23 protein-coding genes are annotated in these 22,912 nt (G+C 67.5%); 13 read left to right on the top strand and 10 right to left on the bottom strand.

The annotated features are described in order from the left end of the window. Positions 1 to 4 precede the first annotated feature (4 nt). The 8 genes from NP4_RS07335 to NP4_RS07300 all read left to right on the top strand — a co-directional run bounded on the left by NP4_RS07335 (position 5) and on the right by NP4_RS07300 (position 9,018). Positions 5 to 1,483, top strand: coding sequence for an MCE family protein (locus NP4_RS07335; RefSeq protein WP_067993967.1), 1,479 nt, complete (start codon positions 5 to 7; stop codon positions 1,481 to 1,483). Continuing rightward, positions 1,480 to 2,502: an MlaD family protein gene (locus tag NP4_RS07330; RefSeq protein ID WP_067993963.1), complete on the top strand. Its 1,023-nt coding sequence runs from the start codon at positions 1,480 to 1,482 to the stop codon at positions 2,500 to 2,502. Before NP4_RS07335 ends, NP4_RS07330 begins: the two co-directional genes overlap by 4 nt. Beyond that, entirely contained in the window at positions 2,499 to 3,500 is a 1,002-nt protein-coding gene (locus tag NP4_RS07325; protein ID WP_067994789.1) for an MCE family protein, read from the top strand. Before NP4_RS07330 ends, NP4_RS07325 begins: the two co-directional genes overlap by 4 nt. After that, the gene (locus NP4_RS07320; protein WP_067993958.1) at positions 3,497 to 4,600 is read left to right on the top strand and encodes an MCE family protein; all 1,104 of its coding nucleotides are present in this window, start codon (positions 3,497 to 3,499) and stop codon (positions 4,598 to 4,600) included. Before NP4_RS07325 ends, NP4_RS07320 begins: the two co-directional genes overlap by 4 nt. Beyond that, a complete protein-coding gene (locus NP4_RS07315) occupies positions 4,597 to 5,697 on the top strand; it encodes an MCE family protein (RefSeq protein WP_067993954.1) in 1,101 nt (366 codons plus the stop codon). Before NP4_RS07320 ends, NP4_RS07315 begins: the two co-directional genes overlap by 4 nt. Then, positions 5,694 to 6,872, top strand: coding sequence for an MCE family protein (locus NP4_RS07310; RefSeq protein ID WP_067993952.1), 1,179 nt, complete (start codon positions 5,694 to 5,696; stop codon positions 6,870 to 6,872). Before NP4_RS07315 ends, NP4_RS07310 begins: the two co-directional genes overlap by 4 nt. A gap of 9 nt (positions 6,873 to 6,881) precedes the next feature. Continuing rightward, positions 6,882 to 7,469 carry an Rv1363c family protein gene (locus NP4_RS07305; RefSeq protein WP_067993948.1) on the top strand — a complete coding sequence of 196 codons (588 nt, stop codon included), beginning with the start codon at positions 6,882 to 6,884 and terminating at the stop codon, positions 7,467 to 7,469. A 292-nt stretch (positions 7,470 to 7,761) separates the two neighbouring features. Further along, the gene (locus NP4_RS07300) at positions 7,762 to 9,018 is read left to right on the top strand and encodes a TetR/AcrR family transcriptional regulator (RefSeq protein WP_067993945.1); all 1,257 of its coding nucleotides are present in this window, start codon (positions 7,762 to 7,764) and stop codon (positions 9,016 to 9,018) included. On the opposite strand, the gene NP4_RS07295 is transcribed toward NP4_RS07300, so the two are convergent. The 4 genes from NP4_RS07295 to NP4_RS07280 all read right to left on the bottom strand — a co-directional run bounded on the left by NP4_RS07295 (position 9,012) and on the right by NP4_RS07280 (position 12,681). Beyond that, on the bottom strand, positions 9,012 to 9,662 hold the full coding sequence (locus NP4_RS07295; RefSeq protein ID WP_067993942.1) for a hypothetical protein: 651 nt from the start codon (positions 9,660 to 9,662) through the stop codon (positions 9,012 to 9,014). The two genes, NP4_RS07300 and NP4_RS07295, sit on opposite strands and share 7 nt — an antisense overlap. A 101-nt stretch (positions 9,663 to 9,763) precedes the next feature. Continuing rightward, positions 9,764 to 11,680: an ArnT family glycosyltransferase gene (locus tag NP4_RS07290; protein WP_114755604.1), complete on the bottom strand. Its 1,917-nt coding sequence runs from the start codon at positions 11,678 to 11,680 to the stop codon at positions 9,764 to 9,766. Positions 11,681 to 11,779: 99 nt separating this feature from the next. Continuing rightward, on the bottom strand, positions 11,780 to 12,490 hold the full coding sequence (locus tag NP4_RS07285) for an NUDIX hydrolase (RefSeq protein WP_067993939.1): 711 nt from the start codon (positions 12,488 to 12,490) through the stop codon (positions 11,780 to 11,782). A 17-nt stretch (positions 12,491 to 12,507) separates the two neighbouring features. Next, a complete protein-coding gene (locus NP4_RS07280) occupies positions 12,508 to 12,681 on the bottom strand; it encodes an MbtH family NRPS accessory protein (RefSeq protein ID WP_082875687.1) in 174 nt (57 codons plus the stop codon). On the opposite strand from NP4_RS07280, the gene NP4_RS41560 reads away from it, so the two are divergent. Next, positions 12,602 to 12,928 carry a hypothetical protein gene (locus NP4_RS41560; RefSeq protein ID WP_169813681.1) on the top strand — a complete coding sequence of 109 codons (327 nt, stop codon included), beginning with the start codon at positions 12,602 to 12,604 and terminating at the stop codon, positions 12,926 to 12,928. The two genes, NP4_RS07280 and NP4_RS41560, sit on opposite strands and share 80 nt — an antisense overlap. A gap of 70 nt (positions 12,929 to 12,998) precedes the next feature. Here the strand turns inward: NP4_RS41560 and NP4_RS43320 are convergent, their stop codons facing one another. The 3 genes from NP4_RS43320 to mftF all read right to left on the bottom strand — a co-directional run bounded on the left by NP4_RS43320 (position 12,999) and on the right by mftF (position 16,305). After that, positions 12,999 to 13,364, bottom strand: coding sequence for an acyl-CoA synthetase family protein (locus NP4_RS43320; protein WP_067993933.1), 366 nt, complete (start codon positions 13,362 to 13,364; stop codon positions 12,999 to 13,001). Between the two features lie 42 nt (positions 13,365 to 13,406). Then, positions 13,407 to 14,780: a GAF domain-containing protein gene (locus NP4_RS07270; RefSeq protein ID WP_067993931.1), complete on the bottom strand. Its 1,374-nt coding sequence runs from the start codon at positions 14,778 to 14,780 to the stop codon at positions 13,407 to 13,409. Between the two features lie 133 nt (positions 14,781 to 14,913). Further along, the gene (gene mftF / locus NP4_RS07265; protein ID WP_067993929.1) at positions 14,914 to 16,305 is read right to left on the bottom strand and encodes a mycofactocin biosynthesis glycosyltransferase MftF; all 1,392 of its coding nucleotides are present in this window, start codon (positions 16,303 to 16,305) and stop codon (positions 14,914 to 14,916) included. A gap of 382 nt (positions 16,306 to 16,687) precedes the next feature. Between mftF and mftR2 the strand changes: the two genes are divergently transcribed. Then, positions 16,688 to 17,311, top strand: coding sequence for a mycofactocin system transcriptional regulator MftR2 (gene mftR2, locus NP4_RS07260; protein WP_082875643.1), 624 nt, complete (start codon positions 16,688 to 16,690; stop codon positions 17,309 to 17,311). Positions 17,312 to 17,349: 38 nt separating this feature from the next. Beyond that, positions 17,350 to 18,405, top strand: coding sequence for a ferredoxin--NADP reductase (locus tag NP4_RS07255; protein ID WP_067993926.1), 1,056 nt, complete (start codon positions 17,350 to 17,352; stop codon positions 18,403 to 18,405). On the opposite strand, the gene NP4_RS07250 is transcribed toward NP4_RS07255, so the two are convergent. The 3 genes from NP4_RS07250 to NP4_RS07240 form a co-directional block, all read right to left on the bottom strand. Further along, positions 18,402 to 19,136, bottom strand: coding sequence for a DNA alkylation repair protein (locus NP4_RS07250; protein WP_067993923.1), 735 nt, complete (start codon positions 19,134 to 19,136; stop codon positions 18,402 to 18,404). The genes NP4_RS07255 and NP4_RS07250 overlap by 4 nt on opposite strands. Next, positions 19,133 to 19,912 (bottom strand): glutamate racemase, encoded by a 780-nt coding sequence (locus NP4_RS07245; protein ID WP_067993920.1) that lies wholly within the window; start codon positions 19,910 to 19,912, stop codon positions 19,133 to 19,135. The genes NP4_RS07250 and NP4_RS07245 overlap by 4 nt, the downstream gene beginning before the upstream one ends. A gap of 478 nt (positions 19,913 to 20,390) precedes the next feature. Further along, on the bottom strand, positions 20,391 to 21,575 hold the full coding sequence (locus NP4_RS07240; RefSeq protein WP_082875642.1) for an NAD(P)/FAD-dependent oxidoreductase: 1,185 nt from the start codon (positions 21,573 to 21,575) through the stop codon (positions 20,391 to 20,393). Positions 21,576 to 21,730: 155 nt separating this feature from the next. Here NP4_RS07240 and NP4_RS07235 point away from each other — a divergent pair, with 155 nt between their 5' ends. Next, on the top strand, positions 21,731 to 22,078 hold the full coding sequence (locus tag NP4_RS07235; protein WP_067994783.1) for an SPW repeat domain-containing protein: 348 nt from the start codon (positions 21,731 to 21,733) through the stop codon (positions 22,076 to 22,078). After that, positions 22,078 to 22,707 carry a TetR/AcrR family transcriptional regulator gene (locus NP4_RS07230; RefSeq protein WP_114755603.1) on the top strand — a complete coding sequence of 210 codons (630 nt, stop codon included), beginning with the start codon at positions 22,078 to 22,080 and terminating at the stop codon, positions 22,705 to 22,707. The genes NP4_RS07235 and NP4_RS07230 overlap by 1 nt, the downstream gene beginning before the upstream one ends. Positions 22,708 to 22,912 lie beyond the last annotated feature (205 nt).

Genomic DNA, 22,912 nt, shown 5'->3' with positions numbered 1-22,912 from the left:
GGCCGTGCTCCTCGATCCCAGCGGACGCGGGCCCTCGGCCCTGCGGCTCACCGTCTCCGGTCTGACGATGATCCTCGTGATCGCCGCGGCGCTGTATCTGCTCATGCTGCGCTACACCGGCCATTTCACCGACCGGGTCACCGCGACGGCCCTGCTGACCAGTACCGGGGACGGGTTGCCCGCCCATGCCGATGTGAAGTTCCGCGGCATGGTGATCGGTACCGTCGATTCGGTCGAGGTGGTGGCCAAGGGGGCGCGCCAGCGGGTGGATCTGGCGTTGAAACCCGCTGTGGCGTCGACGATTCCGGCGAATGTGACCGCGCGGGTCATACCGAACAATATCTTCGGCGTCACCGCGATCGAATTGGTGGACAATGGCGCGACGACCGCGAAGTTGACTGCGGGAGCGAACATTCCGGAGGACACCGGCGCGGCCACCATCCAGTTGCAGACCACCTTGAACGTCCTGCGCACGGTGCTGACCACGATTGCGCCGGAGAAGCTGGGCCGGGTGCTGGCCACGCTGTCGGAGGCCCTCGACGGTTCCGCGCGGGCACCGGGTTCCACGGTGCAGCGGTTGGACAACTGGCTCACCCAGGTGCACCAGATTCCCCGGATCGGCGATCTGCTCGGAGATCTGGGGCGCGCGGCCACGGCGTTGAGCGTCTCGGCGCCGGATCTGGTCGGGGTGCTGTCGGATTCGGTGACCACCGCCCGCACCCTGGCCGACCGGCGCGCGAATCTGATCGCGCTGCTGGGCAATGCCTCCGGCGCGGTGGATTCGGTGAACACGCTGTTCGCCCGCAATCCCGATGCCGGGAAATATCTGGTATCCGGGCTGGACGACCTGTTCGGCGGGCTGGCGCGCGATCCCGACGCCCTCCCCTTCACCGCCGCGAATCTCAATACCGCGCTGCAGCGGCTGAACACCACGTTTCGCTGGGGGCCCAAGCGGCAGATGGTATGGACGATGGATGTCTCGTTCACTCCGTTCCAGCAGTACACGGCGAAGGACTGCCCGCATTACGGCGAGCTGTACGGTCCACGCTGCGGCGGGGTGAGCGTTCCGAATTCGGCTCCGCCGCAGCAGTATCCACCGCAGCTGCTGCCCGGTTGGCTCGATGCCGCGGGGCCGCGACCGGTGATACCCGCGCCCGGCCCGATCCCGGGGGCCATTCCCGGGCTGCCTCCGTTCGGTCCGCTGCCGATGGGCATCCCCGGCTTTCCGCCCGCCGCGGTCACACCCGGTACAGGCCCGGGGAACGCCGCCGGACCCGCCCAGCCGCCGCTCGCCGGAGTTCCCGGCGCACCGCTGATCCCGGGTCTCACCGCCCCCGCGGCCGTGCACCCGGCCGCACTACGCGGCCCCGACGCGGTGGCGGCGATCGTCGGCGGGCATCCGAATACGGCACAACTCCTGCTGCTCGGCCCCGTACTGGCCGGTGGCCATCTCACCGTCACCGAAGGGGCTGCGGGACAATGAAATCCGGTCGAGCACTGGTCGGCTTCAGCGCCTTCGCCGTGATCGCGATCGTGCTGACCTACACCATCTGGTCCACCCTACAACGCTCGGTTTCCGGTGCCACGCACAGCTATTCGGCGATCTTCTCCGATGTGCTGGGGCTGCGGGTCGGCGATGACATCCGGATGGCCGGGGTCCGCGTCGGCCGAGTCGATCGAATCGACTTCGAGGCCGACTACCGGGCGCGGGTCGATTTCCGCATCGAGGCCGCGCAGCATCCCACCACCACGACGAAGGCCCTTGTCCGATACCAGAATCTGATCGGCCAGCGTTATATCGCACTGACGCCCGGGCCGGACGCGGGCGCACCCCTCGAACCGGGCGCGCGCATACCGATCGAACGCACCGAACCCTCCTTCGACGTCTCCGCATTGCTGTCCGGCTTCGAGCCGCTGTTCGGCGTGCTGCAACCCGATCAGGTGAACTCACTGTCGGAGACCCTGATCCAGGCGCTGCAGGGCAATCAGGTGTCGCTCAGCGCCCTGATCACCCAGGCCGCGCAGCTGGCGAGCACCTTCGGCGAGCGCGACAAGATTCTCGGCGATGTGGTGACCAATCTCAGCTCGGTCATCGCCGGACTCGCACATCGCAGCGGCGAGCTGGAAACCCTTATCACCCAAGCCCGTTCGCTCATGGACGGTCTCTACTCCCAGGGTGAGGCGCTGAAGTCCTCGGTGGATCACGTGGCCACCGCGACCGATTCGCTGGTGGATCTGGTCGCGCGGGTACAGCCCGGGATGGCGGCCGCGCAGAACAAGGCGACAACGGGTATCGCACTGCTGCTGCTCAACGGGGCGTCACTGGACAAGGCCGCGGTCGAACTGCCGGACATGCTGAACCGGGTCGCGCAGTTCTCCAGCTACGGGGCGTACGGCAACGCCTACATCTGCGGCCTGGACGTCTCGCTGTGGGGTGTTCTGCTGCCACCCGGCCTGTTCTCGCAGGTCGGCGGAAATTCGCATTCGGAGGTGTGCCGATGAGAGGGTTCGGCTTCCCGCGCAACAGGCAGTTGCGGCTGGGGCTCGCGGCCGCCGCGACCGTGGCGATTCTGCTCGCGGGATCCAGCGCGCTGACCCAGGCCCGGCTGGGCGACAAGATCGTACGCGCCGAATTCGCCCAGGCGGCCGGGCTGCGCGCGGGTGCGACGGTCGATGTCTCCGGCATCGAGGTCGGCGCGGTACGCGCGGTCCGGCTCGACGGCGACAAGGTGATCGTCGATCTGTCGGTCCGCCGCGATCTGCGGTTGGGTCCGGACGCGCGGGCGGCGGTGAAGATGGAGACCATCCTCGGCCGCCTGCACATCGATCTGACACCTGGTAATGGAAAGGGCCTGCCCGACAATCGGATTCGCCTCGACCACACCACGGTTCCCTACAACCTGGGCAAGGTGATCCAGGATCCGCAGTACAAATCCTCCTTCGAGCGGATCGAACGCATCGACCCGCAGCGGCTGCGCACCGCACTGGACACCCTGAACCGGCAGCTGGGCGATTCCCCGCAGCTGGCGGTGCAGGCCCTCGACAGCATCGGGGCGCTGGCCAAGGTCATCGACGACCGTCGCGACGAGGTGGATTCGCTGCTGAAGAACCTCGATCAGGTATCCCAACTGGTCTCCGACAATCGCAACAGCGTGCTGCTGCTCCTGACCCGCGGCGAGGCCATCGGCGCGGCCGTCCAGCAGCGGCAGCAATCGCTGAAACAGCTGCTGGACAATGTCGCCTCGCTGTCGAAACTGCTGCGGGACATGGGTTTGGACAACAGCGATCAGCTCGGTCCGACCATTCGTGATCTCAACACGATGTCGGAGGGGCTGGAGAAGAACAAGGAGAATCTGGACCGGCTCTACGAGATCATGCCGGTGGCTCTGCGCCAATTCGACAATGTGCTCGGCAACGGGCCCTACGGCGAGGTGTACGCGCCGTGGATATTCCCGGACAACTGGCTGTGTTTCGCACAGGCCGTACAGGGGTGCCGATGAGAACGAGAATCGTGCGGCTGCTGATGATGTGCCTGGTCGCCGGTATGGGCTCCGGTTGCGCGCTGGTCCCCGGCAGTATGAGCTCGCTGCCGGATCGGTATCTGGGCGATCGGCTGCACATCAGCGCCGATTTCGAGAATGTGGCCGGGCTCTACGCGGGCAACGAGGTGGATGTGCTCGGTGTGCCGGTGGGCACGGTGGATTCGATCGAGGCCAAGGGCAGCTACGTCCAGGTCACCATGACCCTCGCACGCGATGTGCGGATTCCCGCCGATGCCATGGCGGCGCTGGTGAATCCGCAGCTGATCACCAATCGGCATATCGAACTGGCCCCCGCCTATTCCGGATCCGGTCCGACTCTCGCCGACGGCGCGCATATTCCATTGCCGCGCACCAGGGTTCCGGTGGAGCTGGACCGCATTCTGCAGACCTTCGATCAGCTCGGCGCGAGCCTGGCCGGGGATAATCGGACCGGGCCGATGGCCAGCCGGGTGCTGTTCCCGCTGCTCGACGGCAATGGCGACAAACTGCGCGCGACACTGGATTCGCTGTCGGCGGCCTTCCGGACCACGCTCGCGAACAAGGACCAGATCTCCAACACCATCGTGAAACTCAACGAGATCACCCAGGTGATCGCGCAGAACGATCAGACGGTTCGTGATTTCAGCGGGCGGCTGACCGAATTGATGGATCTGATGGGTCGACAAGCGCCCGGCCTGCAGGCGGTCCTCGCCCAGCTCGACGCGTTCGTCACCAATACCGCCTCGGTGGTCGGCGAGAATCGCGACCAATTGGCCGGGGCGCTGCGCCGTTTCGTCGCGATCACCGCGCAGATGCGCGCCAACGCCCGCAATCTGACCGAGATCGTCGATGTGGGACCGCTGCTGTTCGAGAATCTGGCCAATGCCACCAGCACCGAACATCAGGCGCTGCGACTACACGGACTGCTGGACAAATCGGCGCTGGACGGCGAGGCGCTCTCGCTGTTCTGCGAGCGGATCGCGATGCGCCTGGACGGGTGCCGGACCGGCAAGATCGCCGATTTCGGGCCCGATTTCGGGCTCACCGCCGCACTTCTCGGAATCACGGGGCAGCGATGACGAATCCTTCCCGCCTCATCGCCGCCATCGTCACGACCGCGGCCCTCGCCGGAGCCTGCGGCTGCGGGGTCACCGTGCAGAATCTGCCGATGCCCAAACCGGGAATCGGCGGGCCCGGTTACACCGTGCACGCCGCGTTCCGCGATGCGCTCAATCTGCCCGATCACGCGCATGTGCGCATCGGCGGCACCGATATCGGCGCGGTCACCCGGATCTCGACCACGAATTTCATCGCCGATGTGGAAATGGCCATCCGGCAGGATATTTCGCTGCCGGGCGGCGCCACCGCGGAACTGCGTCAGGCCACGCCGCTGGGTGATATGTTCGTCGCCATCACGCTGCCGTCGGCGCGAGAGTCGGGTCCAGCCCTGCGCGACGGCGATGTCATCGATACCGATCACACCGGCACCGCGGCATCGGTGGAACAGTTGATGATGTCGATCTCGCTGCTGATCAACGGCGGCGGTATCAATCAGGCCGCCAAGATCAGTACCGAGTTGAATTCGATGTTCGTCGGGCACACCCCGGAGCTGACGCATCTGATCACCGAGATGACCGATGTCATCACTGCATTGAACCAGCGCACCGGCGATATCGACGCGACCCTTCAGGGACTCGATTCGCTCTCCGGCGAATTGGCCCGGCGCAGAACGGAACTCGGCGCGGCCGCCGACACCTTCCCGCAGTTGCTCGCTCTGCTCAGCGAGAACAATCAGCGCATCGTCGATCTCACCACCAAGGTGTCCACGACCATGTCCGCGCTCGGCGATTTCACCGATACCAGTGGGCCGCGGTTCCTGAGCCTGTTCGACAGCATTCAGAAGCTCATGGGCGGATTCACCGACATGGGTGACAATCTCACCCAGGCGCTGGATCAACTGCATCGGCTGTATCCCGGCCTGATGGCCAGCCTGCGCGGCCCGACCCTGGCGATCGCGGCGACGGTGTCGTATCTGAGCGTCGGGGCGCTGACCGATCCGCACGGCAGCAGACCACCCGAACTCGGGGATGTGCCCGCCTTCGCCGGAAGTCTGGCCCAGGTGCTCGAGAAGGTGCTCGGGCGGGTCACCAGTCCCCCACAGGGCGGTACCCGATGAATCCTCCGCTGTGGCAGTGGGTGGTCCGGCATCGGATCGCCCTGGCGAATGTGGGCCTGGTGGTCGTGCTGATCATCGGCTGCGGCTATCTGGGCCGGGAGGTGTTGCGCTTCGATCCGTTCGCGCGCAGCTTCCGCGTCACCGTCGAACTGCCGACCTCCGGCGGACTGCTGCCCGGGAACGACGTCACCTTCCGTGGGACCAGGGTCGGGCGGGTCAGCGATGTCCGGGTGGCCGGTGACGGAATCGAGGCGTTGGCCGAAATCGACTCCGGCGCAAGGATTCCCGTCGGTGGATCGGTGCACGTCGGGCGGCTGTCCGCGGCCGGGGAGCAGTATCTGGACTTTCGGCCCGAGGCCGAATCGGGGCCGTATCTCGGCGACGGCGCGATCGTGGAGCGGGCCCGCACCAGCGTGCCCGTACCGGTGCAGAATGTACTCACCGATATGAGCGGTCTGATCGGCGGGATGAATCCGGATCGGCTCAATGTCATCATCGACGAACTCGATCGGGCGCTGGCGGGCGGACCGGATCGGTTGCGCGACATGATCTCCGGGATCAGCCGGGCCATGGCGGGTCTGAACGATCTGCTGCCGCAGACGCGGCAGTTGCTCGAGAATCTCGAGGTGATCGCCGGGACCACCGCGCACGCCCAGCCCGATCTGAGCACACTGACCGCACGGGGCAGCGCGCTGTTCCAACAGGCCAGTGCCGCCGACGCCGAGATTCGCGCACTGCTCGACAAGGGGCCCGATCAGCTGGCGACGCTCGGATCGGTGCTGACGCAGAATCAGGACCCCCTCACCGATCTGGTCACCAATTTCGTGGCCGTCACCAAGGCCGCCAAGCTGCGCCAACCCGCGATCGAGGCGCTGTTTCCCGCACTGCGCCAGGGCATTCAGGCCCTCGGCGTACCCGCCCACGACGGCAGCTACCACACAATGGTGGATATCTGGCCGCGTCCGACCTGCGACTATCAGACCATTCCCGTGGTACCGACCGACGCCGTGGCCGATACCCGGGTGCGACTCTACAACTACTGCGTGACCGCCGATCCGGCGCTGCAGATCCGCGGCGCGGCCAATGCCCCACGGCCCGCGGTTCCCGACAACGGCGCCACCGCGCCGCCGGGCGTCACCGGCGACGAACGGTCCCGGCCCACTTCCGGCAATTAGGAGACGATCATGAGCGACCAGCCTTCCGAGACCACCGAAACGACCGAAACCGATGCGCCTGCGCGGCGCGGACGCTGGCGGATTTCACTGGGGCGCAAGGCAATCGCCGCGCAGGCCGGGACCGTGGCGCTGCTCGGCGCGGCCGTCGGCGTCGGCGCGTACTACTACGTGCAGAACGACGACGGTCGGGAGCTGCTCGCGGCCCACGAGGACGCTCGGCAGGCAGCCTGTCGATACGGGCCGGTACTGGCCGACTACGATGCCAAGAACCTCGATCCCTATTTCGCCGCCGTCCTCGACGGGGCGACCGGGGATTGGCGCAAGCAATTCGATTCCACCAGTAAGGATTTGCGCGATGTCCTCGCCAAGGGCGAGGTGGTGTCCAAGGCCGAGGATGTGCAGTGCGCGATTCGCGACGGCGATCGGGCCTCGGCCGAGGCGATCGTGGTGATCGGGCAGACCATCACGAGTCTGGGCACGCAGGGCAAGCCGCAGCCGGGGCAGTTGTCGATGGTCATGCGGTTGGAGAAGGACGGCGGGCGGTGGTTGGTGAACAAGGTCGATTCGCCCTTGGCTTCGCCGCGGCCAAACGGATGAGGAAACCGCGGCCAAACGGATGAGGAAACCGCGGCCAAACGGATGAGGAAACCGCGGCCAAACGGATGAGGAAACCGCGGCCGAAGAGATGGGGAACCGCGGCCGAAGGGATGAGCGTGGCCGAAACCGCGAGTAACACTGAACAGCGGCGTTGCCCCCGCTGGCTACGATAGCGACCGTGAATATCGAGGAGCGTCGCAGCGACATCGGGGTGGCCACCGACGCTCCACAACCCGAGCGCGCCCGCCGAAACCCGGCACGACGTGCCGTTACCGAAAGACAGGCCAGCACCTTGAGCCGAGGACAACGCGCCACCGCGCAGCCCGCCGAGCAGTCGGCGACCAATCCGCCGGAGCGCGTCATCCGCCGCCGCCCGAAGAATCGCCGTGCACAAATCGCCGCGACCTCGGCGGCCGCCTTCGGCTCGCTCGGCTATCACGGGGTGAGCATGGAGGACATCGCCACCAAGCTCGGCATCTCCTCGGCGGCCCTGTATCGGCACTATCCCAGTAAGTACGCGCTGTTCCGCGAGGAGCTGTTGCGGCTGAGCGCCGCGACGGTGGCGGCCGTCACCCTACCCGAGGAGGCGGGCGAGTGGTCGCCCGAACGCCGCCTCGGTCACGTCATCGACACGATGATCGCCGACACCATCGCCAATCGCCCGACCGTTGCGCTGGTGCGCTGGGAGCGGCGCTATCTCGACGACACCGATCGCGCGACGCTCGACGAGCAGTTCACCGACGCGGTCGCGGTGGTCCGCGACCTCATCGGCGAACTGCGGCCGGAGCTGTCGCGCCGCGAACGCGGCGTCCGATCGGTCGCGCTGTTCAGCGTGATCAGCAGTATCGGCGATCACCACGCCACCGTGCCGGTGAAACCGCTGACCGCCGTGCTGAATTCGGCCGCCTGGTCGCTGGTGCGCGCCGACCTCCCTGCGGCCGAGACCATTTCGCGCCCGCCGCGCGCGGTGGAGATCCCGCAGTCGTTCAAACACGAACTGCTGCTGAAGAAGGCCGTCGAGCTGTTCCATCAGCGCGGCTATCCGAACGTCAGCGTCGAGGACATCGCCACCGCGGCGGATCTGTCGGCGGCCTCGGCGGTGTACCGCTACTACCGCAGCAAGAGCGATCTGCTCGCCGCCGCGTTTCGCCGTGCGGCCGAACGGGTTTCGGGCGCGATCGGCCCCGCGACGGCCGCCTCGACCGGCCCGGCCGAGGCGCTGGCCAAACTGATCGATCTCTATGTCGCGGGCTCGTTCGCCGAACGCGAGCTGACCTTCGTCTACTACGCCGAATTCGGCCACGTCCCGGCCGAGGAGCGGACCGTCCTGCGCAATATCCAGCGCCTGATCGTGGCCGAATGGGTCAAGCTGCTGGTCCGGGTCCGCCCCGAGCTGTCCGAGGCTCAGGCCCGCATTCTGGTGCAGGCCGCGTTCGGCCTGGTCGTCGATCTGGGCCGGGCCTTCGACGACGAGTCGATCTGCCCGCAGGACAAGGTGATCCAGTTACTGGAGGTCACCCTGTTCGGCACGGGACGCGCCGATCAGTAGTCCAGCTGCGGCCACGGATAGAAGGCCAGGTGGATGAGCAGGATCACCAGCAGCGCCAGTACGACCGCGGCCAGCCAGTGCGCCCGACGCCCGAGATAGGCCAGGGTGCGAAACAGCGTGGGGAACGGTACTTCTCGCGCGAAGAACATCGCCAGCACGCTCGGCAGGATCACCCATACCACCGCGATGATCCCGTAGAGCACATAGCCGCCCGCATAGCTGTCCGAATCGACCGCCCGCGCGCCGGCGGCGAAGACCACCCCGAAGGCGAAGGCCGCCAGCGCGAAAACCAGATAGCCACCCATGCCCTGATAACCGACCTCCGCGACATTCGCGGTGAGCCGCCCGTTGGCCGTCACCTGCCGTCCGTGCACGACGCACGGCGTCTGCGGATCCTTGGCCAGCTGCGGGACCGCGTAGTAGGCCAGCACGACGATCACGAACACCACGATCAGCCGGACCCAGTCGTGCCTGGTCTCGAGATGACCGATCGTCGCGGAGATGGTCGGCCAGTCGGCGACCGCGAACACCGCCACCAACTCGGGCACCAGGATCGCGAGGCCCGCCAGGCCCCACATCAGATATCCCCAGAACTCCGCCGAGCGTCCCCGCGTCGTCGGCGCGCCGGCCACCACCTCCGTCATGCAGTTGGTTTACCACCGGCAATCGGTCCGCACACGCCGCGACGCGAATGCTCCCGAAGTCGATATGACCTCGTCACGCGCGCGCGACCTGCGCGGTGCACTCAGGCCCGCGGCGGGGCCGTCAGGTCGTAGACCTGCATCCCGTCGACGATGGTCGGGGTGTAGTCGGCGCGCACCCAGGCGGTGATCTGCCCGCCGCTGGTGGTCGCGTCCGACCGCGCGGGCCCGCCGCCCCGGCCGCCGTGTTCGGGGACCAGGAAGTAGCGGATCGCGCCGTCGGAGACGTACTGCCGGAACTGGGCCAGGGTCGGCGCATCGTCGCGCCCGCTGAATCCGCCGATCGCCAGCAGCGATGCGCCCGTGCGCAATTCGAGGGAGCTGACCTGCTGGGAGCCGACCGTTGCTGCCGCCCAGCGACTCGCCCCGGCCCCGGTCAGCAGGGCGTCGAGATGCGGTGTGGCCGTGGGATTCCCACCGCCCCCTCCGAACCCGCCGCCGTGTGCGCGCTCGGGCCCGCTGTACGGGCTGCCGCCGCTGTGCGGCAGGGCCACGGTTTCCGCGGCGTAGGCCGCGGGTCCGGTGAGACCGATCAGCACGGCGACGGCCGCGGTCACCGCGGCGGTCCGGCGCGCCCGGTGCGCCCCGATCAACAGCAGTGCGCCCGCGACGAATCCGGCGACCAGCAGTTTCCAGCGCAACCACGGCAGCCAGGCCGGGGTGTAGCCGAGCAGTACGCATACCCACACGCCGGTCACCGCCGACATGACGGCCAGTACCGCCCGAGCCTGCCAGTGCTCGCGGCGACGCCAGAGCAGGACCACGCCCGTACCCGCGAGCGCGGCGATGGCCGGGGTCATTTCGACGGTGTAGTAGGTGTGGAACGAGCGGCTCATATAGCTGAGCACCGCGGCCGTACTCGCCAGCCAGCCGCCCCAGAGCAGTAGACCCGCCCGATCCGGATCGGTGCGCGGTCCGCGCCGGGTGATCCACAGCCCGGCCATCAGCCCGAGCACGGCAACCGGTAGCAGCCAGGCGAATTCGGTGGCCAGCGAATCCTGGAACAGCCGCAGCACGCCGTCGTGGCCACCGGCCATCCCACCGAAATGCGGTCCGGCCGGATGCTGGGGCGCGGACGCCAGCGGATGCGTGGGGTCCGGAAGCGGTTGCGTCGCACCGTGATAGCCGCCGCCACGACCCTGATTGCCGAGCACCCGGCCCAGCCCGTTGTAGTCCACGGCCAGATTCCACAGGCTGTTGTCGGTGGAACCACCGATATAGGGCCGCGAATCGGCGGGCCACAGCGCCACCAGCGCCAGATACCATCCCGCCGACATCAGCACGGCCACCCCGGCGGTCAGCAATTTGCCTATGCGAGCGCCGATTCCGCCGGGCGCGGCAACCAGGACCACCAGCGCCAAACCGGGCAGCACCAGAAAGGCCTGCATCATCTTGGCCAGGAAGGCGAATCCGACCGCGACGCCGGCGAGCGCGAGCCAGCCCGTACCCGCCGAAAGCCAGCGCGGATTCGGCGATTGCAGCGCCCGCACCACGCAGTACGCGGCGGCGACCACCAGCAGTGTCATCAACGCGTCCGGGTTGTTGTAGCGGAACATCAACGCCGCCACCGGAGTTACCGCCAGCGCCGCACCGGCCAGCAGTCCGGCGGCCGGGCCGCTGCAGCGCCGCACCGCCCCGTACAGCAGCGCGACCGCCGCCACCCCCATCAGCGCCTGCGGGACGAGCATCGACCAGGCGCTGAAACCGAACAACCGGCCCGACAGACCCATGACCCACATCGCGGCGGGCGGCTTGTCGACGGTGATGGCATTGCCGGGATCGAGCGAGGCGAACAGCAGCGCCTTCCAGCTCCGGGTGCCGGCCTGTACGGCGGCGGCGTAATACGGATTGGCCCATCCGGCCGCGCGCAGACCCCACAGATACAGCACGGCGGTCGCGGTCAGCAGCGTCACCAGTCCCGGCAGCTCCCAGGCCGTCCGGGCCCGTATCTGCTGCACCATGTCTCCGCCTTTCCCACACGCCTGTCCGATCGTCGGTGAGCGTAGAGAGCGCGGCTGGCAGGCATGCTCGAGGACAGCTGGGAGTTTCCTGTGGGCGTTTCAGTTCGGCCGTAATATCGGCGGATGTAAAACCCGAGCGGGTCCGGCCCGGTACAGCTGTGCGGGTCGGCCGCCGTCGCGAGTGGTGGTACGGCCGGTGGCCTCGACGAAGCCGGGCGTGCTGGTCACCTTGCGATGGAAATTGCGCGGATCCATGGTCCTGCCCCACATCACCTCGTAGACCCGGCGCAGATCGGCCACGGTGAATTCGCGGCCGCAGAAGGCCGTGGCCAGCGGCGTGTATTCGAGTTTGGCGCGGGCCCGTTCGACGCCGTCGGTCAGAATGCGGTGATGGTCGAAGGCCAGCCGCCCACGATCGGCCAGCATCTGCTCCACCGACCAGATCGCGGCGGCCGCGGCATCGGGTCCGGCACTGGGCGCGGGCAGATTCGGGACCAGCGCCAAATACGCGATGCTGATCATCCGCCCGCGGGCGTCGCGGCCCGGTTCGCCGTAGGTGGCGAGCTGCTCCAAATGCAGTTGGTCGCCGCGAATTCCGGTCTCCTCACGCAGAACTCGCACGGCCGCGGCCGACAGACTCTCCTCCGATTGCATCAGACCACCCGGCAGCCCCCAGCGCCCGCGATAGGGTGCGAAAAGCCGCTGGACCAGCAGTGCGCAGAGGGTGTCATTGGGCACCGAACGCGCGCCCAGGGTGAGTACCACCAATTCCACCCCGACCGCCGCATTGAGGCGAAAAGCATTGCCCATGAATCGGATTGTAATCGTCAAAATGACGATAATATCGCGGCCGGATGCGGATCGGGACGGCGGGCGGCGACGAAGTCCAAGCGCTGGGCGCGCATTCGGGCTCCGTGAACGATGATCCAACCGCTGGGGATCGCGGCGAATATCGGCCACAGCGAATGCTGTCGGGCATCGTCGTCGACGGGGCTTCCCATCGAATCGCGTTTCTCGCGCGCGATTTCCGACGGGCCGACCATTCGGGCCCAAGCGTCGATCGTCCGCCTGGATCCCCGCCGGTGCCGGACCTTCCCCGGGACCGGCACCAGCGAAGCTTTCGGTGACCGTCAGTTGCAGATCGAACTTGGTCGCTCCGGTGTTCAGCGTACTCGTCCGCACCGACAGATCGGGAAGCGCGAGGTCGGCGGCCGCGAGGATTGCTTCGACCGCGCCGCTTCACCCTGAAAGTCGGTGCGCCCCAAGTACTCCGGTTCCGACGTAGCCCCGGGCGAGCTGAACCCCCGACGGATACAGCTCACCCGGGACCCGACCGGAGACGTGAATCGAGCACGTACAGCCGGGTTTTGAACACCGGCGCGCCGATCGGCACGCCGGTCGAATCAGCGGTCGTCACCGTACAGGTCGTACAGGCGGGCCCGCGTGCCAGCCAGCGGCCGCCGCGATCGCGGGACCGGACCCTCGATACCAGTGGGAAGACCTCCAGCATCGATGGGACGAAATGTACCGTGCCCACCCCGTATTCGGCGATCACTCGGCGCAGATAGGCCGGATCTCGAAATCCGCCATGCTCAGCGAGCGCCGGGGTCGCGCCGATCCGCAAGGGCCAGAACAACTCCCACGCCGAGACATCGAAGGCGGCGGGGCTTCCGCAGCACCGCACCCCGGCGTCGAGGCGTCGATCTCGACGATTCGGATGCGCAGCCTACGAGTCGAAACGTTGCATCTGCGTTGCATCGACACCCAGGCGCCGATCGAGCACCCGGATCTTGGCCTCGATCTGGGCGTACAGCGCCGAATCGCGATCGACGGTCGCCCGGTAGGCCACCCAGGCCGCGGTGTCGTCACGGCCCTCGGCCCCGGAAGTCCAGCGGCGCAGCACAGTCGGCTCACCCGAGCGCAACACCGCGGTCCGCAGTCGCACCCGCAATTCATCGCGAATATCTATGACGCCCGGCGCGGTCGAACGCGGCAGCACCGGTCCGGTGTAGAGCCGAACCGCGGCATCCACATCGCCGGAATCCAGGGCCGCCCGCAGCGCCTCCACATCGCTGGCCAGATGTACCCGCAGCCGATACGGCCGCGAGCCGAAGGCCTGCGGGCCGACCACCGCGCGCAGCCGGGACATGGCCGCGCGAATGGTCGCGTTGTCCAGATCGGTGTCGTCGAGCAGCAGCGCCAGATGATCGGCGGACAGACCCTCGGGATGTTCGGCCAGCAGTAGCAGGATCTCGGCGTGCCGCTGGGACAGCGGAACTCGATCACCGGCGACGGTCAATTGCGGCTGCCCGAGCCCGAGCACATCCAGCGCCAGCCGCCCGGCGGGCGGCCGATCCGACGAATCCCGCACTCCGCCAAAGCGTTCCGCTCCGCCCTGCTGTGCGCGCACGGCCGAGAGCATCAGATCCATCTCCGCCGCCGTCGCCGCGGCCTTCACCAGCGCGAGGATCTCCGGGCGCGCGACCCGCACGCCACCGGCGATCATCAGCACGCCGACCAGGCGGCCGTCGGGATCGTGCACGGGCGCGGCCGCCCCGGTGATCCGATGCATGCGGTGCAGATAGTGTTCGGGCCCGTGGATCCAGGTCGCGCGGCCGGTGCGCACCACGAGGCCCACGGCATTGGTGCCGACCCGGCGCTCGCTCAGATCGTTGCCCTCGCGCAGCCCGACTTCGGCCGCGGCGCACACCCGATCGGGATTGCCGTGCACCGACAGCACCCGGCCGAACTGGTCGGCGATCACGACGATCAATCCGGTACTCGTCGCGTCCTGCAGTAACAGCCTGTCCACCAACGGCATCACGGCCGTGGTCGGATGGTTGTCGCGATAGCGCTGCAGATCCGCGCCGCGCAACCCGCGCCCGTCGAGCACGTCCATCGGATCCACCCCACCGCGCACACTGCGCAGCCACGATTCGAGGATCAGTGGACGCAACAATCCGGCTAGTTGACCCAGTTGCTCGCCACCGACGGTCAGATAGCCGTGTGCCTGGGCGGCATAGGATTCCAGCGCACCGAGTTGGGTCCCCGGCTCGACCCCGTGTCCGACAGCGTTGCCGCCTGCGAGATTGCTGACCATTTGCCTTTCTTCCCGCCCCAAACTGTACCGGCGGGCAAACACCGGGACGTCCCGAGTCCGGCGTTTGTCCGCCAGGTCACATCATGGCGGCGCCACGGGCGACATGTGAGGCAGTCGGCACTCGCGCGGCCCCCTACCGCCCGTCGGAACGGAAGGCCGTGATGTTGCGCGCCCGCGCAGCGCCCCACCACAGACCGGTGCCGTAGGCGAGATCGTCGAGGCGTTTGCAGAACAGATAGCGCACCGGATCCAGGCCGCCGGGTTCGCGGTGGGTGAACCAGTCGGCCAGACCGTCGGCGACGGCCATGGTGAGCGCGATCCGGCGGATGCGACCGGAGACCACCATGGCCAGCAGCGTCACCGGCCAGTAGTGCCGGCACAGCGCCGAGGCGATCCGCCAGACGCCGCCGGAGAAGCCGCGCGCCAATTGAATTGCCGCGACACGGGTCGGGTTGTCGAGTTCGGCGAAGACCCGGCGTAGCCGGATCAGCGCGGCGATCAGGGTGGCCAGTCCGGCGATCAGACTCCAGCGGGTCGCCGCGGCCAGCAGCGCGGTGGCCACCACGGCCCAGAACGGCACCGAGGCTGGGGCCGCCGCATCGGCGTGCCGCCGCGCCAGTGGCGCGGCGCCCGCGCCATGGGACACCTTGCGCCCGAACCACTTTCCGAACGACACCGGATGGTCGCAGGCGACGTGCGCGGCCGGTTCGTAACGCAGCCGCCAGCCCACGTGTTCGAGGCGGCGGCACAGATCGATATCGGCGGCCGCGCGCATCCGCTCGTCGAAGCCGCCCTCGGCCAGCAGCGCGCGCCGCCGCACCAGCAGTGCGGCGCCGGGCACATAGGACACCGCGCCGTGTGCGGTGACGGCCATCTCGCGCCGCCCGCGATCCAGCGTGGAGCGGGTGTGCTCATAGCGACCCAGCACGGTCGTATCGGGTTCGCGCGCGACGATGCGCGGGGCGACCAGGGCCACCTCCGGATCGCTGAAATGGCCGAGCATCACCTCGAGCCAGCCCGCGCGGGGCACGACATTCGAGTCCAGGAACGCGACGAACTCGGTTGTCGCCGCTCGCAATCCGGCATTGCGCGCCGAGGCCGGGCCGTGGCGGCGATCGTGGCGCAGCACGGTGACTCGGCAGCGGCCGCGGGTGCGCGGAATGCGTACCGGACGGTCCGAACCGTCATCGATCACCACCACACTGTGCCCGCGCAACGTACCGAGCAGTCGCTCCAGGCCGGCGGCGTCGTTGTAGTGCGGCACCACTACCGTCACATCCTCGGGCGAGGGCAGCAGGCGCGGACGGGGATTGGCGACACCGGAGTCGAGCAGCCGTCTGGCAATCACGGCCGACTTGGGGTCGGTCACCTCCAGATAGCCGTCACCGATCAGGGCGGCCGCCTCCGGCGCGAGCCGCAGCAACCTCGTCGGAGAACCACCGACCAGGTACCGTCCACCGGAGTAGGTGCGCACCCGTGGATCGATTCGCACCCCGAACCCGTCGGGCAGTCGATCATGGCGCATTCCTGGGATGCTATGCGCTGATTGCCGTTCGGGCATACCGTGTCGAAAAAAACGGATCGAATTCGATACGAATACCGCGCGCGCCTCCCGGCGCGTCGCCCGGCGACCGGTCTGCTATTCGACGAAGTTGCTGGCAATCCGGCCGCAACTTCCACGTGGATGCGATGAAGATCACCGTGAACATCGCGCTGGTTCACCATCGGCAAATACCGCGACCCGCCGTTGCCTCGGCGTTCTGCGAGCAACCCGCGCACACGCGGACCCACACCGCGATCGGCGCTCTAGACTGCGGAGGGAAAAAGCACGTTGAACAGTAGATGACGGGTTGCCGACGGGCGGTGGGGCTCGGCACAAGTCGCGAGGTGGCATGGGAGTCGGACGGATGCAGACGAGCGGGGGCGGCAATACATTGTCGGAATCCGAGATCGTCGAGGCCGCATTGCGGGTCGTGCGCGAGGACGGGGTGGACAAACTGTCCATGCGCCGGTTGTCGCGCGAACTCGGCGTCTCTCCGATGGCCCCGTATTACTACGTGGCCGACAAACGGGAACTACTGGATCTGGTCGCCACGGCGGCGCTGACCGGAGTCCGCAAACCGCCACCGGAATCGGGGCCGTGGCAAGAACGACTGCGTGATCTCATCGATCAGATCGACGAAAAGCTGCGCAAACATCCGGGACTCGGCGATGTACTCATCGAGCAGATGCTCGGCAAACAACTCGATCTGATCGCCGCGGTGATGGAGATCTTGTTCGAGGCCGGATTCGACGATCGCAATGTGCTCGCCGCATATGCGACGATCCATACGTATCTGTTCGGGCGGGCGCGGGTGAATCCGCGGGATCGAGCGGGGCTGGTGGATGTCGCACTGCCCGAGGCGGTCGAGCGCGCGGTGCGGCATATCGGGGATCTGCGCGGGAAGTACTCCTACGACTTCGGCATCGGGGTGCTGATCTCGGGCCTGGAGGCTCAGCTTGTCCGACAAAGGGACGGCCACGTACTATAAAACTAGAACACGTTCTAGTTATGGCCTGAGAGGACACCATGACCACCGTTGAAGTGCCACACGGCTCTCGATCGGCCGTGCTTCGCGTCGCCGCGGTCATCGCCGAGACGGCCGACGCCTGCTCGCTGGTCTTCGACGTGCCCGAGGAACTGCGGGAGCGGTTCACCTATCAGCCGGGGCAGTTCCTCACCCTGCGCATCCCCAGCGATCGGACCGGCTCGGTGGCGCGGTGCTATTCGCTGGCCAGCTCACCGCATACCGACGATCGGCCCAAGGTCACCGTCAAGCGCACGGCCGAGGGTTATGCGTCGAACTGGGTGTGCGACAACGTGAAGGCGGGCGACGAGCTCGAAGTGCTGCCGCCCTCGGGCGTTTTCACGCCCAAGGATCTGGACGAGGATCTGCTGCTGTTCGCCGCGGGCAGCGGAATCACCCCGGTGATGTCGATCCTGAAATCGGCGCTGGCGCGCGGCGACGGCCGGGTGGTGCTGATCTACGCCAACCGGGATCACGACTCGGTCATCTTCGCCGGAGAGTTGCGCGAACTCGCGGACAAGCATCCGCAGCGGCTGGTTGTACTGCACTGGCTGGAAACCCTGCAGGGGTTGCCCAGCGTGGAGGGTCTGGCGGCGCTCGTCACGCCTTACACCGCGCACCGGGCCTTCATGTGCGGCCCCAAACCCTTCATGGATCGCGTCCACGACGCACTGGCCCAGCTGGGCGTGCCGCGCAATCGGACACATGCGGAGGTCTTCAATTCCCTTGCGGGCGACCCGTTCTCGGTGACCGCGCCCGCCGAGGTCAGTGACGAGGAGGCCGCCGACGCGGCCACCGTCGAGGTGGAACTGGACGGTGAGGTGCACAACCTGCGCTGGCCGCGCAGCCAGACGCTGGTCGACATCATGCTCGCCAAGGGTATCGACGTGCCGTACTCCTGCCAGGAGGGCGAATGCGGGTCCTGCGCCTGCACGGTCCTCGAGGGCAAGGTCGAGATGGATACCAGCGATATTCTCGATCCCGAGGACATCGAGGCGGGTTATATTCTCGGCTGCCAGGCCCACCCGGTCACCGATCATCTGAAGATCCAGTTCTAGCGCATATCGCGATATCGTTGTCGCACTTCGGGTTCCAGATGCTCGGTGGCGTAACTCAAAGCCGTGCGGCCCATTTCGGCCGCATGGCGATCGAGGAAGCCCAGCAGTAGATCTCGGTCGACACGCTTGCCGACCTCGCGGAGCATCCAGCCGACGGCCTTCTGGATGAGATCGCGGCGGTCGTCGAGCAGGCGCTCGCAGAGGGCGAAGGTGGTGGCGGGGTCGCCGGATTTGATGAAGGCGAAGGTGGTCAGGAGGGCCACGCGGCGTTCCCAGAGCGAATCCTGTTGGGCCAGTTGGAACAGCAGCTCGCGCGGGCGGGTGGACAGCCACGGGCCGAGGATGTTCTCGGCGGAGATGTCGACGAGGTCCCAGTTGTTCACGCGGCCGCGGCGGACGGCGGACAGGTAGAGGTCGACGATCCGCTGTTGGGCCGCTGGGTCGTTCGTGCGCGGCTTCATCGCCTTGGCCATGGTCGCGTTGAGGATGACCAGGGCGGCGAGGCGGTGTTCGTGGACGGGGCTGTCCAGTAGGACGTCGATCTCGGAAAGCGGCAGTCCGGCAAACTGTTTGGCGACCGCGCGGGTGGCGGGGACCCGGACGCCGAGGAAGATGTCACCCTCGCCGTATTCGCCGGGGCCGGTCTTGAAGAACCGCTGCAGGTGGATGGCGTCGGCCGGATCGGCCGCTGCCGCCAGGGCCCGCTGCACCTCGGCGGCGGTCGGGGTCATCCCCGGCTGCCGACGTCGGCGGTGGCGCCGAGGATCCGCCCGGATTCGAAGGCCGCCGCGCCGGGGGGCAGCGCGCCGGGTCGGCCGCTGTTGAGGACCGTGACCGTACCCGAACCGGTGGACCGGCGGTCGAGGGCATCGATGCGCCGGAGGGTTTGCGCGGCAACGGCTTCGGCGCTGTCGAACAGTCGAACGTGGTCCGGCAGCGCGGCGATGATCGAATCGGTGACGAGCGGGTAGTGTGTGCAGCCGAGCACGATGCCCTCGGTACCGGGCGGGGTCTGCGCGGCGGCCTTGGTGATCGCCTCCTCGATGGCGGGCAGATCGCCGTGGTCGATGGCATCGGCCAGACCGTGGCAGGCCACGCCGACCACATCGGCGTCGCCGCCGAATCGGGCGATCAGATCGGCTTGATAGCGACTCGCGGTGGTCGCGGCCGTGGCCCACACCGCCACCGTGCGGCACACCGCGGCCGCGGGCTTGATCGCCGGCACGGTCCCGACCACCGGCACCTCGGGGCCCACCTCGGCCCGCACATGTTCCAGCGCGGTCACACTGGCCGTATTACACGGCAGCACGATGACTTCGGCTCCCAGCCGCAGCGCCCGCCGAGCCGCCTCGAGCACCCGCTCGACCACCCAGGGCTCCGGTTTGGGCCCCCAGGGCGCCCCATCCGGATCGGTTTGCAGCAGCAGATCCAAATCCGGCCGCAACGTACGCAACCACGCCCCCGTGGGCAACATGCCCAGTCCCGAGTCGATCAGCGAGACGATCACACGCCCAACTGTATTAGCGCCCCCCGACCCGACCTCCGTCGCATAGGCAACCTCACACCCAAGACCACCCAACGGTCCGATTCGCCCGCCGATTCGGAGACCCGCCGCCCGGCCTGGCGGCCGGACGACGGGACAAGACGCGAGCCCGACGCGACAAGACGAGGTGAGCCCGGCCGTCGAGCGGCGAAAGCAGACCCGGCGACCGGACGACAGGACAAGACGCGAGCCCGGCACGACAAGACGAGGTGAGCCCGGCCGTCGAGCGGCGAAAGCAGACCCGGCGACCGGACGACAGGACAAGACGCGAGCCCGGCACGACAAGACGAGGTGAGCCCGGCCGTCGAGCGGCGAAAGCAGACCCGGCGGCCGGACGGCGGGGACGAGGTGAGCCTGGTAGCCAGCCAACGAGACGAGGTGGTAGTTCCGGCGGGCGGGCTACAAAAGACAGGAGGCGGGGGCTTGTCGGGGGCGGGGGCGGTCAGGTGATGGTTGGGGTGTTGGCCAGGTGGGCGCGCATTTTCATTACCTGGCCGGGGCGGCCTGCGCCGATGACGGCGGTGAGGGTGTCGGCGGTGTAGTAGTGGGCTACGAATTTGTGGCCGTTGTCTTCGATGATTCGGATGTCGTCCGTGGGAGACGGGGTGCCGAGGATTTGGATTTTCAGGTCGTACTGGTCGCTCCAGACGTAGGGGACCCGGGCGGTGGCGGGGGGCTCGGCGCCGAGGAGGGCGCTGGCGAGGAGTTGGGCCTGTTCGCCCGCGTTGGTCCAGTGTTCGATGCGGCGGTGGTTGCCGGTGTGGTGGCGCCAGGCGGCGACGTCGCCGACGGTCCAGACGCCGTCGACGGGGGTGCGGCCGAATTCGTCGGCGAGGATGCCGCCGCCCTGGGCGGGAGTCGCCAGGGGGATGCCGGAATCGATGAGCCAGTCGGTGACCGGCACCGAGCCGACGCCGATGACCACCAGGTCGGCCGCTACCGCCGAACCGTCGGACAGGCGGGCCCCGCGAGCCGAATCATCCTTCACCACAAGTGAATCCAGGCCGACGCCGCAGCGCAGGTCGACACCGGCCTCCCGGTGCAGCCGCGCCACGAGCGCGCCGACCTGTTCGCCGAGCGCCCCGGCCAGCGGAGCCGATTGCGGTTCCACCAGCACCACGTCCACCCCGCGGGATCGGAAGGAGGACGCCAGTTCACAGCCGATGAAACCCGCGCCGACGATCAGAGCCGTTCTCGCACCGGACAATTCGGCGCGCAAGGCCGCGGCATCGGCATGGCCGCGCAGTACGTGCACGCCCACGACCTCGGGCAGGCCGGGAATTCGTCTGGGGCGCAGTCCCGTCGCGATGATCAGCTCGCCGTAGGCCAGCACCGAACCGTCGGCCAGTCGCACCAGGCGGGCCGCGGTATCCACTCCGGCGGCGGGCACCCCCAGGCGCAGCTCGATATCGTTGTCGGCGAAGAACTCCGCGGGACGCAGCGTCGTATCGTCGGTCTCGCCGCGGATGAACTGCTTGGACAGCGGCGGGCGGTCGTATGGCAGCCGCGATTCGTCACCGAGCAGGATCAACCCACCGGCGTAGCCGGCGCGGCGCAACTCCTCCGCCGCGCGCAGGCCCGCCAGGCCGGCGCCGACGATCACGATCGGACGCCCGTCAGTAGTCATCACGCCAAGATATTCTAGAACACGTTCTATTTTCTACCGTGATACACACCATAGTCATAGCGCGTGGCAATCGTTGCCGATCCGATATTGATCGGGCGGTCAATCAGAGTTATACCGAGTGGAGAACATATCCCTTGCCCACGAGGAGGCACATGATGTTCACCGATAGCCGCGCACAGGACTACATCGCGGTCGTACTCGGAGTCTTCACCGCACTGTCGTCGATCTGGGTCGACACCAACAGCCGGGCGATGTGGACGCTGATCGTGCTGGGTGTGCTCATCGCGCTGACCGGTCTGGCACAGATCTCCCGCCCGGCGATGTCCGGCCTGGACTACGCGATGGGCCTGTTCGGGGTGCTGCTGTTCATCTCCCCGTGGGTGATGAACTTCCATGCCTACAATGGCGCGTCGTGGACGGCGTGGATCGTGGGCGTGCTGACCGTGGTGGTAGCGGTGGCGGCACTGCCGCAGGTAGCGGGACGGATGCACACCGCCCACTGATGCAGATGCCCAAACCCCATCGAGCGGGGCGTCGCCGGAGTAAGAAGACCGACGGCGACGCCCGTCAGCTCATTCTGGACGCGGCCGAGAACCTGTTCGCCACACACGGTTTCGACGCGACCGCGACCGCGGCCATCGCCACGACCGCCGAGGTCCCCAAGGGCTTGGTCTTCTACTACTTCCCCACCAAGGAGTCGATCCTGTCGGCCCTGATGGCCGAACGCGTGCCGACCCCGCCGATCGACAATATCGAAACCGTTGTGGCGCCGGGCGATCCGACCCGGAGCCTGGTGAATCTGGACGCCGCGCTGAATCTGCGCGATCATCACTCCTCGGTCCTGCGCGTCATCATGTGGCGCGAGGCCGATACCCATCCCGATGTGCGAACGCAGTTGCGCCGCATGCGCGATCAGCTGCTCGACATCACCACCCGGGTACTGGCCGCCAGCGCGCCCGGTCCGGTACAACCCGGTACGCTGCGTGCCTGCGCGGGCGCCTGGGTCTCGGCCATGCTGGCCATCGCGACCACCGATCGGCTGCACGCGCTCGATGGGCTCACCGCGGCCACCGCCGACGAGATCTTCAATATCTCGCAGGTGGTCGCCGCCGGAATGACACACCTGGGCTGAGCTGCCGAAATCCACTGAATTACCGAAAATTCGCCCGATGACCTCGCATTCGATAGAGCGCGGGAAATTCACATAACCTTCCGGAATTTCATTCGGCGTGTCTACTGGCTGTCCGCGTGTTTATCACTTGAATACCAACTGGCCAGTCTTCCGTAGCTGACAATTTGCCGTGGAGGTTATGGGTGTGACCAGTCAGGGTTCGGTT

It is taken from the genome of Nocardia pseudobrasiliensis NBRC 108224 (genome assembly GCF_001613105.1).
GTDB classification, from domain to species: domain Bacteria; phylum Actinomycetota; class Actinomycetes; order Mycobacteriales; family Mycobacteriaceae; genus Nocardia; species Nocardia pseudobrasiliensis.
Note: the sequence above shows the minus strand (reverse complement) of the source record. Positions and strands in the feature narration are given on the sequence as shown.

Bases quoted from the DNA above. Each gene is read 5' to 3' on its own strand.
- NP4_RS07330 (WP_067993963.1), top strand. From the start codon at position 1,480: ATGAAATCCGGTCGAGCACTGGTCGGCTTCAGCGCCTTCGCCGTGATC.
- NP4_RS07325 (WP_067994789.1), top strand. From the start codon at position 2,499: ATGAGAGGGTTCGGCTTCCCGCGCAACAGGCAGTTGCGGCTGGGGCTC.
- NP4_RS07320 (WP_067993958.1), top strand. From the start codon at position 3,497: ATGAGAACGAGAATCGTGCGGCTGCTGATGATGTGCCTGGTCGCCGGT.
- NP4_RS07315 (WP_067993954.1), top strand. From the start codon at position 4,597: ATGACGAATCCTTCCCGCCTCATCGCCGCCATCGTCACGACCGCGGCC.
- NP4_RS07310 (WP_067993952.1), top strand. From the start codon at position 5,694: ATGAATCCTCCGCTGTGGCAGTGGGTGGTCCGGCATCGGATCGCCCTG.
- NP4_RS07305 (WP_067993948.1), top strand. From the start codon at position 6,882: ATGAGCGACCAGCCTTCCGAGACCACCGAAACGACCGAAACCGATGCG.
- NP4_RS07295 (WP_067993942.1), bottom strand. From the start codon at position 9,662: ATGACGGAGGTGGTGGCCGGCGCGCCGACGACGCGGGGACGCTCGGCG.
- NP4_RS07290 (WP_114755604.1), bottom strand. From the start codon at position 11,680: ATGGTGCAGCAGATACGGGCCCGGACGGCCTGGGAGCTGCCGGGACTG.
- NP4_RS07285 (WP_067993939.1), bottom strand. From the start codon at position 12,490: ATGGGCAATGCTTTTCGCCTCAATGCGGCGGTCGGGGTGGAATTGGTG.
- NP4_RS41560 (WP_169813681.1), top strand. From the start codon at position 12,602: ATGATCCAACCGCTGGGGATCGCGGCGAATATCGGCCACAGCGAATGC.
- NP4_RS07280 (WP_082875687.1), bottom strand. From the start codon at position 12,681: ATGGGAAGCCCCGTCGACGACGATGCCCGACAGCATTCGCTGTGGCCG.
- NP4_RS07270 (WP_067993931.1), bottom strand. From the start codon at position 14,780: ATGGTCAGCAATCTCGCAGGCGGCAACGCTGTCGGACACGGGGTCGAG.
- mftF (WP_067993929.1), bottom strand. From the start codon at position 16,305: ATGCGCCATGATCGACTGCCCGACGGGTTCGGGGTGCGAATCGATCCA.
- mftR2 (WP_082875643.1), top strand. From the start codon at position 16,688: ATGCAGACGAGCGGGGGCGGCAATACATTGTCGGAATCCGAGATCGTC.
- NP4_RS07255 (WP_067993926.1), top strand. From the start codon at position 17,350: ATGACCACCGTTGAAGTGCCACACGGCTCTCGATCGGCCGTGCTTCGC.
- NP4_RS07250 (WP_067993923.1), bottom strand. From the start codon at position 19,136: ATGACCCCGACCGCCGCCGAGGTGCAGCGGGCCCTGGCGGCAGCGGCC.
- NP4_RS07240 (WP_082875642.1), bottom strand. From the start codon at position 21,575: ATGACTACTGACGGGCGTCCGATCGTGATCGTCGGCGCCGGCCTGGCG.
- NP4_RS07235 (WP_067994783.1), top strand. From the start codon at position 21,731: ATGTTCACCGATAGCCGCGCACAGGACTACATCGCGGTCGTACTCGGA.
- NP4_RS07230 (WP_114755603.1), top strand. From the start codon at position 22,078: ATGCAGATGCCCAAACCCCATCGAGCGGGGCGTCGCCGGAGTAAGAAG.